Origin of the sequence: Collinsella tanakaei (genome assembly GCF_030373545.1) — a bacterium.
In the GTDB taxonomy this organism is placed as follows: domain Bacteria; phylum Actinomycetota; class Coriobacteriia; order Coriobacteriales; family Coriobacteriaceae; genus Collinsella; species Collinsella tanakaei_C.
This window is the reverse complement of the sequence record NZ_JAUDCO010000003.1, coordinates 123,337-135,725: the sequence shown is the minus strand read 5'-3', so window position 1 is coordinate 135,725 and position 12,389 is coordinate 123,337. Positions and strand designations below refer to the sequence as shown.

General features: G+C 64.2%; 13 protein-coding genes. 8 read left to right on the top strand and 5 right to left on the bottom strand.

What is annotated here, in order from left to right; translation table 11 throughout:
* Positions 1–8: 8 nt before the first annotated feature.
* Both QUW00_RS03445 and QUW00_RS03440 read right to left on the bottom strand, forming a co-directional pair.
* Positions 9–377 carry a GntR family transcriptional regulator gene (locus tag QUW00_RS03445; protein WP_204618117.1) on the bottom strand — a complete coding sequence of 123 codons (369 nt, stop codon included), beginning with the start codon at positions 375–377 and terminating at the stop codon, positions 9–11.
* A 209-nt stretch (positions 378–586) separates the two neighbouring features.
* On the bottom strand, positions 587–1,075 hold the full coding sequence (locus QUW00_RS03440; RefSeq protein WP_289613003.1) for a GNAT family N-acetyltransferase: 489 nt from the start codon (positions 1,073–1,075) through the stop codon (positions 587–589).
* A 60-nt stretch (positions 1,076–1,135) separates the two neighbouring features.
* Here QUW00_RS03440 and QUW00_RS03435 point away from each other — a divergent pair, with 60 nt between their 5' ends.
* The gene (locus QUW00_RS03435) at positions 1,136–1,945 is read left to right on the top strand and encodes an alpha/beta fold hydrolase (RefSeq protein ID WP_289613002.1); all 810 of its coding nucleotides are present in this window, start codon (positions 1,136–1,138) and stop codon (positions 1,943–1,945) included.
* A 36-nt stretch (positions 1,946–1,981) separates the two neighbouring features.
* On the opposite strand, the gene QUW00_RS03430 is transcribed toward QUW00_RS03435, so the two are convergent.
* Positions 1,982–2,380, bottom strand: coding sequence for a hypothetical protein (locus QUW00_RS03430; RefSeq protein WP_289613001.1), 399 nt, complete (start codon positions 2,378–2,380; stop codon positions 1,982–1,984).
* 166 nt (positions 2,381–2,546) lie between these two features.
* Here QUW00_RS03430 and QUW00_RS03425 point away from each other — a divergent pair, with 166 nt between their 5' ends.
* The 4 genes from QUW00_RS03425 (at position 2,547) to QUW00_RS03410 (ending at position 6,813) form a co-directional block, all read left to right on the top strand.
* A complete protein-coding gene (locus QUW00_RS03425) occupies positions 2,547–3,272 on the top strand; it encodes a response regulator transcription factor (RefSeq protein ID WP_289613000.1) in 726 nt (241 codons plus the stop codon).
* Between the two features lie 145 nt (positions 3,273–3,417).
* Positions 3,418–4,446 (top strand): ABC transporter ATP-binding protein, encoded by a 1,029-nt coding sequence (locus QUW00_RS03420; RefSeq protein ID WP_289612999.1) that lies wholly within the window; start codon positions 3,418–3,420, stop codon positions 4,444–4,446.
* Between the two features lie 80 nt (positions 4,447–4,526).
* A complete protein-coding gene (locus QUW00_RS03415; protein WP_289612998.1) occupies positions 4,527–5,411 on the top strand; it encodes a hypothetical protein in 885 nt (294 codons plus the stop codon).
* A gap of 496 nt (positions 5,412–5,907) precedes the next feature.
* Positions 5,908–6,813, top strand: a complete 906-nt coding sequence (locus tag QUW00_RS03410; RefSeq protein ID WP_289612997.1) for a sensor histidine kinase — start codon at positions 5,908–5,910, stop codon at positions 6,811–6,813.
* A 27-nt stretch (positions 6,814–6,840) separates the two neighbouring features.
* On the opposite strand, the gene QUW00_RS03405 is transcribed toward QUW00_RS03410, so the two are convergent.
* Positions 6,841–7,965, bottom strand: a complete 1,125-nt coding sequence (locus tag QUW00_RS03405; protein ID WP_289612996.1) for a hypothetical protein — start codon at positions 7,963–7,965, stop codon at positions 6,841–6,843.
* A gap of 251 nt (positions 7,966–8,216) precedes the next feature.
* Here QUW00_RS03405 and QUW00_RS03400 point away from each other — a divergent pair, with 251 nt between their 5' ends.
* Positions 8,217–9,323, top strand: a complete 1,107-nt coding sequence (locus QUW00_RS03400) for an AI-2E family transporter (RefSeq protein ID WP_289612995.1) — start codon at positions 8,217–8,219, stop codon at positions 9,321–9,323.
* A 181-nt stretch (positions 9,324–9,504) separates the two neighbouring features.
* Positions 9,505–10,371, top strand: coding sequence for a hypothetical protein (locus tag QUW00_RS03395; protein ID WP_289612994.1), 867 nt, complete (start codon positions 9,505–9,507; stop codon positions 10,369–10,371).
* Positions 10,372–10,457: 86 nt separating this feature from the next.
* Here the strand turns inward: QUW00_RS03395 and QUW00_RS03390 are convergent, their stop codons facing one another.
* Positions 10,458–10,973 carry a nitroreductase family protein gene (locus QUW00_RS03390; RefSeq protein WP_289612993.1) on the bottom strand — a complete coding sequence of 172 codons (516 nt, stop codon included), beginning with the start codon at positions 10,971–10,973 and terminating at the stop codon, positions 10,458–10,460.
* A gap of 158 nt (positions 10,974–11,131) precedes the next feature.
* On the opposite strand from QUW00_RS03390, the gene QUW00_RS03385 reads away from it, so the two are divergent.
* Complete coding sequence (locus tag QUW00_RS03385; protein ID WP_289612992.1) at positions 11,132–12,367, top strand: MFS transporter; 1,236 nt, start codon at positions 11,132–11,134, stop codon at positions 12,365–12,367.
* The last annotated feature ends 22 nt before the right edge of the window (positions 12,368–12,389 follow it).

Sequence of the window (12,389 nt, the reverse complement as noted above, 5' to 3'; positions counted from 1 at the left end):
GCGGGCGCCTATTCCAGTTCGAGCGCGAACATCTCGGTGAGTTCGGTGTCGGTGAGCCCCATGGCGCGGCCGGCGTCGATTGCGCGGGCCATATGCGCCTCCACCTGGCGGAGCTGCTCCTCGCGGATGAGCTCGGCGTTGCCGCCGGCGACGAAGCTGCCCTTGCCCTGCACCGTCTCGATGAAGCCCGCGGCTTCGAGGTCGGCGTAGGCGCGCTTGGTGGTGATAGCGCTCACGCGCAGGCTGTTGGCGAGCGCCCGGATACTGGGGAGCTGCTCGCCTTCAGCGAGCTCGCCCGAGAGGATCGCGGTTTTGATGCTGTCCGTGATCTGCTCGTAGATGGGCTTGCTGCTGGCGTTCGAGATGATGATTTCCAAAATCGGTTTCCTTTCGTGCCGCCCGGCAAGGCGTCCCTCGTCGGGGTGCCGCGCTCGCGGGCGTCCCCGTGCGCGCGGCAGGGAGGCGGCTGACGTCGGCGCCGCATCCCCTTGGGTATAGTGTATATACCCGACAAGCACAGTATATACTCACCTATACACAGTTGCAACCGACAACTTGGGGCAAGGTCCAAGTTGTCGGTTGGCCGCTACAGCTCCTTGAGGTAGAAGCGATCCATGGTGGTGTGGGCGGTGGGAACGGGCTGCTCGATGCGCTGGTAGCCGAGGTGTTCGTAGAGTCGGATGGCTGCGCCGAGCGCGGTGTGGGTCTCCAGATACAGTCGACGGTAGCCGAGCTTGCGAGCGTGCGTTTCCACCGCGCGGGCGAGGGCGGCCCCCAGTCCCTTGCCCTTGGCGAAATCTGTCAGGTAGATCTTCTGAAGTTCGGCGCATGCGTCCAGCCCGGGGAACTCCGCCAGGCCGGCGCCGCCCAGCACGGTGCCGGCGGCATCGGTGAGTATGAAATAGGCGCGGCGGTCAGGGGCGGCATCGTAGTGGGCGCTCAGATGATCGAGCTCCGGGTCGAAGTACGCGGTCCCGGGAATATCCAGCTGGTAGGCCTCAAGATTCGCGCGGATGATGGCGGCGATCGCCGCGTCGTCGTCAGCTGTGATCGGTCGGATGATGATGTCGCTCACGATGCGCTCCTGTGTGGGAAAATGGTGCCTGTCCCTATTATCCCACGATGGGAGAGGTTCATGGTCGGGCAGGAGTTCTCAACCGACGGCGGGGTCATCCGCTATTGGATATCATGCGGCTGTGCGAAAGCGCCGCAACTCGTGTTCCTTCCGGGGCTTACGGCGGACCATCGGCTGTTCGACAGGCAGATCGAGCATTTCGAATCGCGTGCGAGTTGCTTGGTGTGGGACCCTCCCTCGCATGGATTATCGCGACCATTCAAGCTCGGATGGAGCATGGCCGATCTTGCCCGGCTGCTGCATGCGATCCTGCAGCGTGAAGGGTTCACACGACCCGTGCTTATCGGGCAGTCGATGGGCGGCTACGTGGCGCAAGCATATCTCGATTTGTATCCAGGTGAGGCCGCCGGGTTCATCTCCATCGATTCCTGTCCGTTGCAGCGCGCGTACTACACGGCGGCGGAGCTGTGGGCACTCAAGCACACGCGCGCAATCTACCAGTCGATTCCCTGGAAGATGCTGCTTGACATCGGCTCGCGCGGCTGCGCGACCAGTTCGTACGGGCAGGAACTTATGCGTCAGATGATGAGCGATTACTCTAAACGGGAGTACATCGATCTTGCCGTTTGCGGCTACCGGGCACTCGCGGAAGCCGTGCTTGCGGACCGGCCGTACCACATCGACTGTCCCGCGCTTCTCCTCTGCGGAGACCGCGACGCTGCGGGTTCGGCCAAGCGCTACAATCGAGCATGGGAAAGGCGTGCGGGCCTTCCCATGAGGTGGATCGAAGGTGCGGGCCACAACTCCAACACTGACGCGCCGGAGTATGTGAACAGACTGATCGAGCGATTCGCCGCGGATATCGGGTAACAAGCGGCGCTGCTGGACGAATGACCGCTGCGCTTCCTACCTAATGTCGGAGCGCGCCTGTCCAGACGATTGCCGCTGTCGCATGACGCGCTTCTTGGGCGCGCGGGCGGCCTGCTCGGCTTGCTTGAGACGTTCGACGGCGGCGAGGGCCTCGGCGCCGGGGTCGGTGGGTTCGCTTGTGGTCGAGCCGCTCCGTCGGGTGCGCCGCTTGCCTGCAGCCATGCGCTTCAGTGCTTTCCGCTGCCCGCGGAAGATCAAGACGAGTGCGATGACGATGATGAGCGCGTAGCCGATGCCGTCGAAGTCGAAGTAGACGATCGTGCCCTCCGACGTGGTCTTCTGCACAAGGCCCATGTCTGCCCATGCGCATGTGGGGGAGGCAAACGCCGCGGCGGCTGCCAGCAACACGATTCTTGTATATGCCTTGCCGCCCATCATGCCCCCTTATGACGATCAGATAGGTTCACCTATCGCACCTGTGCCAACCACCCCATTGTCCCACGGGCATGATAATTAGGACAGGTTCATCTGTCATAACTTCGTGCCATGGGGCAGAATGGTGACAGCTGAACCGTCCTAATGGTTATGAGGGGGGCTGGGTATGGGCGCGGTACGCGTGCTGATCGTCGAGGACGATGCCGATATCAACCAGATCGTCGCCACACATCTGGCGCGGCGCGGCATGGAGTGCACCCAGGCGTTTTCTGGTAGCGAGGCGCGTCTGCTCATCGGCGGCGATGCCTTTCCGTTCGATATCGCAATCTCCGACCTCATGCTGCCGGGCCTGAGCGGTGAGGAGCTCGTCGCCCTTATCCGCGAACGCGACGCTCGCGTGCCCATCATCGTCATCTCGGCGCGTACGGCGACGTCCGACCGCATCGACCTACTAAAGCTCGGGGCAGACGACTACCTCACCAAGCCGTTCGATCTCGACGAGCTCGTGGCGCGCATCGAGGTGCAGCTGCGGCATCGCGGACTTGTCGGCGCAGGCGACGGAGCCGTCGGCACGGCGAGCGGCGAGACTCCGGATACGTTGCGCTTTCGCACGTGGGAGCTTGATCCGGAGGCGCGCACGTTCATGGTGGCAAACGAGCCGGTGGAGCTCACGCGCATCGAGTTCAACATCCTCCAGGCGCTCATCTCCCATCCCAAGCGCGTCTTCTCCAAGCAGGAGCTGTTCGAGCGGGCGTGGGGCGAGCCCTATGCGGCTGACGACAACACGGTGAACGTGCACGTGTCCAATATACGCGCCAAGCTCAAGGCGAGCGGCACCGACAGCTACATCAAGACCGTGTGGGGCATGGGCTTCAAGCTGCAGGAGAGCTGATCTTAGAAATCCGGCCCCTTCTTTAACCTTTCTTAAACCTTGGATAAGACGCGCTCAAAGGTCGCCTTCCATACTCGTAGTCAACAAGCGGGGCAGGCGCCGACAAAGGCGGCGCGCCCGCTGGACACAGCAGATGGGAGCAACCATGAACGTGATTGATATTCGCGGTCTCACCAAGCGATACGGAAAGGCCTTTGCCGTCGACCACCTGAACATGCGGGTGGCCTCAGGAGACATCTACGGCTTCGTCGGCAAAAACGGCGCCGGCAAGTCGACGACCATGAAGATGATCGCCGGGCTGACGACCCCGACCTCAGGCGAGCTCGCGCTGTTCGGCAGCGGCGAGGCGGGCGCCGGCCGCGCCGGCAGCTTCTCGGCCGCGCCTTCGCGCATCGGCGCGCTTATCGAGGAACCGGGTGTCATGCCCAACTTCTCGGCGGGCGAGAACCTCATGATGAAGGCGCTCGCCATGGGTGTGGTGCGTCCGCGCGAGCAGGTGGACGAGCTGCTTCAGCTCGTAGGCCTTGAGGCAGCCGGCACGCGCAAGGTCAAGAAGTTCTCGCAGGGCATGAAGCAGCGCCTGGGCCTTGCGCTTGCGCTCGTGGGATCGCCCGACTTGCTGCTGCTCGACGAGCCGTTCAACGGTATGGACCCCGAGACGACGCGCGACCTGCGCCGGGCGCTCGTGCGGCTCAATCAGGAACGCGGCGTGACCATCGTCATCTCGAGCCACGTGCTCGACCAGCTCATGCGCGTGTGCACGCGCTTCGGCGTCATCGCGGCCGGCCGCATGGTGCGCGAGTTCACCGACGAGGAGCTGCACGCCACCTGCGGAAGCTCGGTGCGCGTGAAGACCGCCGACCCCGCCCGCGCGCTCGCGATCCTTGAGGAGCGTCTGCCAGGGGCGACCTTCCGCGTGGAGCCCGACCAGGCCATCGTGGTCAGTGGGGGAGCGCGCCACGCTGCCGCAGCTTTCGGTGGCGCGGCGACCGACCCTGCGGCATCCGGTGCGCCAGCGGTCGAGGACGTATCCCGCATCCTGCACGAAGCCGATCAGGTGGTGTTGGAGCTTTCGGTGCTCGAACGCGATATCGAGGATTACTTCGTGGAGCTCATGGACGGCGGCGCCGGCCAGGCTGCCTACACGCCATCGCATATGCGAAGTGGGAGGTAGGACGATGCTCGATTGCCTGATCGACGCCCTCGTCGAACTCGTTCCCGCTCTCTTCTCCCGCCGCAAAGGAAGGTAAGACCATGTTGAACCTCATCAAATCCGACCTGTACCGCATCACGCGTCCGCGCGGTCTCCGCGGTAGCTTCTGGCAATACGGCATCGCGATCCTTGCCGCCTATGGCATCGTCATGGCCCTGGTGGCTTTCGCGAACAGCCCGATGTTCCATGACATGACGGGCGGCACCATCGGTAACGTGGTGACGAAGACCTCGCTCACGGTCTATTTCGCCGACATGCTGAACGGCCTGGTACCGCTCTGCGTCGCATTCATGGTCGTTGAGCATTCCCTCGCCGAGTTCAAGGGAGGCTACATCAAATCCGTGCTCTCGGCGCGTGCGGGCAGGCTTTCGTATATCGTCGGCAAACTGCTGTTCGCAGGTGTCCTGTCCGCGTTGGTCATCCTGTTCGCTACCGTTGTCGTGCTGGCGTTTCTGCCGATCATGACGGCGGGCCATCCGGAGTTCGCCGTGTCGGAGGGCCCCGTCGAGGTCATCGGCTGGTTCGTGGGCTTTTGGCTCAACACCTGGGCGCTTTCCGCGTGTTCCCTCATCCTCGTGTACGCGACTCGCGTGAGCCCGGTGAGCTACATCGGCGTTTTCTGCTTTGCCGCTTCGATGGTGCCGCAGACACTCATGGGCCTGGCGTATTCCACCGGCGGGATCCTGAGCGCGCTGCAGCCGATCCGCCCGGTGCTCGAGACCCTTGCCGCTTGGATGCCCTCCACGGCGCTCAACAACCTGAGCCAGGGCGGGCAGCTGTTCCTCAACGCGTCGCTCGGCATCTGGGGAGAGGCAGGTTACGCCTTCACCATCGCCCCCGGCATCCAGACGGTTCTCACAGGCATTATCTGGATCGTTCTCGCCGGCGCTGTCGTGCTTCTCATCTCCCGCAAGCGCGATATCTAGGTGGCGTGCGCGCTAGTCGTGTGCCGGGCAACGAGCCCCGCGGTCTACGTGACGTCTGCGGGGCGATCGTTGCCGTATATCTGGGAGACGCAGGATGGTTGCCCGCTGAACCTGGACAATTTGTTCAGATATGAAGGTTGTTTTTGCCTCCAACGGAGTTTCACGTACGAGTCGCAGGCGTTTATATACGAAACGAGATGAATCCAAGGGGATTTTATTCAAAACGGCCAAATCATGCGAACGTATGACGGAATCCGTCGGCTTGTTTGCCGATCAGATGCGGCTATTTGCGCGCCAAGACCTTCATATCTGAACAAATTGTCCAGTTTGAGATGACGAGGCACGATTTGAGTCGCGTGAACTACGTAAGACCGCCAAGCGGATACGGGAACGTCCGCGCGTTTGACGTGCCAATATGTCGGCAGATGGCCTTAACCGATCATTTTCGGCACAATAGCGCTAAGGGCAGTGAGAGGGTGGCGTGTTAGGAGGGCCCATGGACACCAGCGTACTGGCCATCGTCTTGTTCGTGATCGGGCTGGGTATGGGCTTGCTGCTCGCCGGAGCTCGTTACCTGGGCGAGCTGCGCCGTATCGCGCACTTCCTGCGTGAACGCGACCCGCAGAGCAACATGCGCGTGACGGCGGGCGGAGCTCCGGGTGTCACGGACCTGGCGGACGCTGTCAACGCCGAGCTCGATCGCGGCGCGCAGGCGCGCGTCGAGGCGCTGCGCCATCAGCAGGAGTTTCAGCGCGACCTCTCGTCGCTTTCTCATGACATCCGCACGCCGCTGATGGGTGCTAAAGGCTATCTACAGCTTGCGCGCGATGAGGCGGACCCCGATCAGCGCGAGCAGCACCTGGACGCTGCGGCGGCGCGCATCGACGCCACGACGGAGCTGCTCGATCAGCTCTTCGCGTATACAAAGTCGACTGACCCGGACCTGGCACTCACGGTGGAGCCCGTGGCGCTCAAGCCCTTCGCGGAGGAAATCCTGTTGGGTCAGTATCCTGTCTTCGAAGAGCGCGGATGGGAACCGCAGGTCGCTTTTGAGGACGATGCCCTTACCGTCGACGCCGACCGTGATGCGCTCGCTCGCATCCTCACGAATCTCGTGGTGAATGCGCTCCGGCACGGCTCGGCGGCCCCGAGAATCTCGGCGCGCCAGGAGGGCGATCGCGTTCTGCTGATTGTTTCAAACGCCATCGCGAATCCAGGGTCCATCGACGCGGCGCGGCTGTTCGATCGATTCTACCAAGCGGATGCGACGCGCGCCGCCGCTGGCAGCGGCCTGGGACTTGCGATCTGTGCGAACCTGGCCCGGGCCATGGGGATGGATATCGCAGCCGAGGTGAAGGGTGACGTTCTCGCCATCGCGCTTGCCATGCGCGCATCCCGGTAGCGCCCGGCAACGCGTATCCGGTGCCCGCTACCGGGGAAGCGACTCCACAAGAAGCTCGTCGTCAACCTCGACGGTGAGCGAGACGTAGCACTCATCGCTTCCATCCCAGGTGTCTTCGGCGCCGGCGACGAACATAAATCGCAGCTCGGCGTCGTCGACGATGGCGGAATCGACGTCGTAGCGGTCGAGGGAGAAGCCCTCCTTCATGTCGGCCGCGAGGAAGGCGTCCTTGAATTCCTGGGGCAGCTCGCCAGCGGTCACGAGTCCGGGAACAAGGGCGGGCGGTTCGGCCGCCTCAACCGCGCCGTGCATAAGCGCAAGGTTGCTCTCGATGTACGCGAGGTTGTCGGCCGCGCTCACCGCGGGGTCAAGGTCGATTGAGTACCAGACCTCAATCACGCGACCCGCGTTATCGACGTCCACGCGCACGGAGCCGGTCTCGGTGCCCGCCTCGTCAACGATATCGCCGGTGACGTAGTAGCTGACCTTTTCATGTTCGTCGGTGGGGTCGGGCACGAAGGTGTTGAGCCCTGCTTCCTCGAACGACGCCGCGAGCTCGCGCGTCGTCTGGGCTGCGACCTCGGTCTGCTGTTGCATGGTCGCGGCGCGTCCGATGTAATGGGGCACGTAGACGGCCGCGAGCAGGACGAGGGCCACGGCGAGGACGGCCCGGCGGAAGTGTTTGGGATTGGGCAGCGGTATGCCGAGAGGTTCGGCAACCCTCCACGCGGCGCGCATGAGGCCGTCGGTGTCCTCGCGGAAGGTGAAGACCGATTGCATCCCGCGCCGGCCGATCTCTGCGCGGCGTTTGCTGTCGTCCAAGTCGTCGTCTTGGACGGTTTCCGCCTTGCGACGCTTTGCCGCTCGCGCCTTGCTGGCGACGGAGTTCCACGTTTTCCTGTTGAGGTCCACGCGGGAGGCGAGCAAGGCGTAGCACTTCACGAAGGTAAATGCGATCACGATGGCGAGCATGGCGAAGAGTCCGCCGGGGTACAGGCCCGGGTTGTGGAACACGAGGTCGTCGAGCATGCTGAGGAAGAGGTATTCGACCATCACGATGATCATGTACCTGAAGGCGCGCTGCGCGAACGGCACCATGGCGTAGTACCACTGGATGAGCAACCGCTCGTTTCTGGTGACGTGTTCGTTCATGATGCCCCCGCGAGTCTCATAGCCTGCCTGCATGATAGCGGCATTGCGGCGGTTCAGGATGGTTCCGGTCGCAGCTGTTCGGCCTATGTGCCGTCTTGTATCGCGCACGGCTTTCATGACAGGACGGGGCCGGGTTCAATCTTGCCGGCATCGACAAGATTGAACCCGGCCCCATCCCGTCGCCATCCCGTCACGCGACGAAGCGGGTATGATGGAGCGAAGTGTCCGATGGCCTCTTGAGGGGAACATCCATGAACCAGCCCAGCCCGCGTACGATCGCCCTGATCGCCCTCGCCGCCTTCGCGGTGTATCTCGGCATCTACTACTGGCCGAATATCGCCGGCTTCGTCGGGCTCATCGCATCGGCGGTGGCTCCGCTTGCGCTCGGCCTCGTGCTCGCCTACCCGCTCAACATCCTCATGAGCTTTTTCGAGCGGCACTTCTTGCCCGCAAGCGACAACCGCCTCGTTTGCCGCCTGCGCCCGGCGATCAGCCTCGTCGCAGCGCTGCTCACGCTCGTCGTCGTGGCGACGGCGGTGCTGTGGCTTGTGGTGCCCCAGCTCATCGACTGCGTGCGCCTGTTGATCGACGAAGTCCCCGTGGCAACGGTCGCGCTGTTCGACTGGCTCGAGGAGAGCGACCTCATCACGCCCGATCTGGTGAACAGCGTGAGCGCATCCCTCGAGGCGTTCGATTGGAAATCGCATGTGAGCGACCTTGCCGGTGTCGTCATGTCGGGCGTGGTCGGCGCGGTGTCGGGTGTGGTCTCCGGGACGGCGACGTTTTTCCTCGGGTTCATCTTCGCCCTCTTCGTGCTGCTCAACAAGGAGCGCCTCGCCGTTCAGCGCGACCTGATCATGGAGCGCTATCTGAGGGCTGATCTTTTGCTGCGCGTCCGCTATGTCCTCGGTATCGCGGACGATTGCTTCCATCGGTTCCTCGTGGGTCAGTGCACCGAGGCCGTGGTGCTCGGCGCGCTGTGCGCGGTGGGCATGCTCATCCTGGGGCTTCCGTACCCGCTCATGATCGGGGCGCTCACGGCGTTCATGGCGCTCATCCCCATCGTGGGAGCGCTCATCAGCGGGGCGATCGGCGCGTTTTTGATTCTCATGGTTTCGCCGGTGCAGGCGCTCATCTTCCTCATCTTTATCGTGGTGCTCCAGCAGCTCGAGGGCGACCTGATCTACCCGCACGTGGTGGGCTCGTCCATCCAGCTGCCCGGCATCTGGGTGCTTGCCGCGGTAACGATCGGCGGCGGCGCGTTCGGTATCGCGGGCATGTTCGTGGGCGTGCCGCTCGCCGCCGCGGCCTATCGCCTGCTGCGCAACGACGTGTACGGCATCGGGCCGTCTCGATAGGGCGTCTGCCCTATAGCGCCTACTGTCCGATTGCCTTCGGCGAGGCTGCCCTGCCTGCCTATTCGTTACGGGTATGATGGAAACGGGAGGGGCTGGAACGAACACGTCCCGAGGGGCTGAAGGGGATGAAACGAACACGTCCCCAACCAACCCATAGTGGCGATAGGCGGGGAGGTGCGGCATGCGAATCATCGTCGAGACGCAAAGCCGCGTGCGCGCCCGTCTTCGCACGCGAATCAAGCGCAGGATGTTTCGCGCGCTCAATAGGCTTGCCGGCGTGCCGGTCGCCGCGGAGGGCGGTGGGGTCACGTTCCGTCGGGTTTCGCGCGTCGGCACCGTCGTGCGCAGCGTGGTTCCCCATTCGCTTATCGACAATCCCGAGGCGCGGGCGATGACCCTCGGGCTGCTGATCGGCGCGCTTCACGTGGCGTTTGCCGTGGTGAGCATCGTTGCCGGCCTGCTTGCGCGCTCGATCTGGACGATCTCGGTGGGCGTTGTCATCGCCGTGCTCAACACGTGCAAATCCTATCTGGCGTCAGGCGCGCTCATGAGCGTCGCTGTCGAGGATCGGCCCGAGACCGTCGACTCCCTCAGGCGCTGCCGTCGGGTCGGCGTGGCGCTCGTGCTTGCGGTCATGGCGATGTCGAGCACGGTGGCGCGCCTTGTGCTGCAGGGGAGCGGGGCGGCCTATCCCGGTGCGCTCGTCTACGGGTATGCAGGCTACGCGTTCATCATGATCGTGCTCGCCATCGTCAACCTGGCGCGCGCCCGCAGGCTCGAGACGCTCGCGGTGAAGGGCGTGCGTGCCCTCAACCTTGCCGGCGCGCTGACGTCGATCTTTGCCCTGCAGACGGTGCTGCTTTCGCGCGTGGCATGGGAGCTGCTTCCTGACGGCATCTCGCGTGATGTCGTCGAGGGCTCGCTTGGCAGCTTGGTGTGCCTATGCCTGCTGGTCATGGGGTTGTGGCTTGCGCTGTCGGCGACCGGACGTCTTGTCGAGCGCCGCGACGACGAACTCCGCTTCCGCATCGGCCGCCATCCGCGCTGACAAGATGGCGGCAAGATGGTACCAGGTCCAAACTTGTCGCGACGCGTTTGGACCTGGCCCCATTTTGGCGGGTTTCGTCCCGTTGCCTAGCGGTAGGTGACGGTGTCCTCGAGCGGCTTGCGACTGGCGTGGTTCGCGAGCGGGCCCGCACCCTCGGCGGCAAAGCCCAGATCCATGAACATGAGGATCTCCTCGTTGTCGGGCAGCCCGAGCTTCGCCTTGGCCTTGGCGGGATCCACACGGTTGACCCAGCAGTTGTCCACGCCCTCGTTCGTGGCGGCGAGGATCATGTGCGTCGCCACGATCGTCGCGTCCTCGATGCCCGAATCGCGCTCGTCGCCCGGATAGGTGTAGACGTTTTCGGTGTCGAACGCCACGACGAGCACCGTCGGCGCGCCGTAGCGGCACGGGGTGAGCTCGTCGACCAGGGCGAGGTCCGCCTCGCTCTGCAGCACGTAGACATGCTGCTCCTGCAGGTTCTTGGCGGTGGGCGCCACGCGACCCGCCTCGAGGATGGCCGCGAGCTGCTCGGGCGCCACCTGGCGTGTGGCGTCGTACTTCTTGCAGGAATACCGGCTCTTGATCACATCGCTGAACTCCATATGCGCTTCCTTCCTCTGGGCGCCCGCGGGCGCAACGGTTCTCCTCGATTGTACGACCGGCGACAAGATGGGGCCGGGTTCAATCTTGTCGGCTGCCGCACATCGGATACCCGCTTGCATCGGATAAGATGAACGGGAAATGAGTGATAGGGGAGTGGATGGAACGGTCGTGGCAGGCCAAGCTCGCCTGCGTGTGGGGCGGTGAGCTCGTCTCAGTGCTCACGAGCTCCATTCTGCAGATGGGCTTCATCTGGCATATCACGCTCGCTACGAACTCCGCGAGCATGCTGTCGCTGGCGTCGCTCGCGGGCTTTTTACCGTTGGCGCTGTTCGGCACCTTCGCCGGCGCCATCGTGGACCGGTTGCCGCTCAAGCGGGTGCTCATCGGCGCCGATCTGTTCATTGCCGCGGTGAGCGCTGTCGTGGCGCTCGTGTCGATGACGGGCGCGCTGCCTGTCTGGGTGGTCATCGCGGCGCTGTTCTTCCGTGCTATCGGCAGTGCCTTCCACACTCCAGCGTTCCAGACGTTGACGCCGCTCGTGGCGCCGGCCGAGCACCTGACTCGCCTGGCGGGCGTCACGCAGGCGGTGCAGTCGGGCGGCTACATCCTGGGCACGGCCATCGCGGCGGTGGTCTATCCGCTGTGGGGCCTGACAGCCATGATCGCGCTCGATGTCGCGGGCGCGCTGTTCGCCACGGCCGCTGTGCTTGCGGCACGGCTCGACGTGGGCGGCTCGCAGGCGCCGGCGGGGGAGGGCCGCGTCGGCATTGCCGCGCAGGTCCGCGCGCTCATGGGCGAGACGGCTGCCGGTTATCGCGTGCTGCGCGGCTATCGCGGCCTGTTCGCCCTGCTCTGGTGCGGCTTCGTGTTCACGCTCGTGTTCTCGCCCATCGCGGCGCTCTTCCCGCTCATGACGCTCGACCACTTCGGCGGCACCACGACCGACGCGGCGACCGCCGAGATCGTGTTCTCGGTGGGCATGATCGCCGGTTCGGCGCTGCTCGCCTCGACGGGCGGCTTCAAGAACCGCGCGCTCACCGTGGTGGCCGCCACGGCCCTTTACGGCGCGGCGACGTTCGTGGCGGGCATGCTTGGCGCAGAAGGTTACCTGCTGTTCTTGGCGATGAGCTTCCTCATGGGTCTGAGCTCGCCGTTCTATTCCGGTCCGCAGACCGCGCTCATGCAGGAGAAGATCCCGCCCGAGTACCTGGGTCGCGTGTTCGGCCTGTACGGCGCCATCATGTCGTGGGCGATGCCGGTCGGCCTTGCGGTCTCGTCGCTGTTTGCCGATGCTGTGGGCGCGCCGGCCTGGTTTGCGGGCGCGGGTGTTGCCATGGCGGTGCTCGCTGTGGCGACCTGGGCGATTCCCAGCATTCGTACGATCGAAGACTAGCGACAAGATGGGGTCGGGTTCA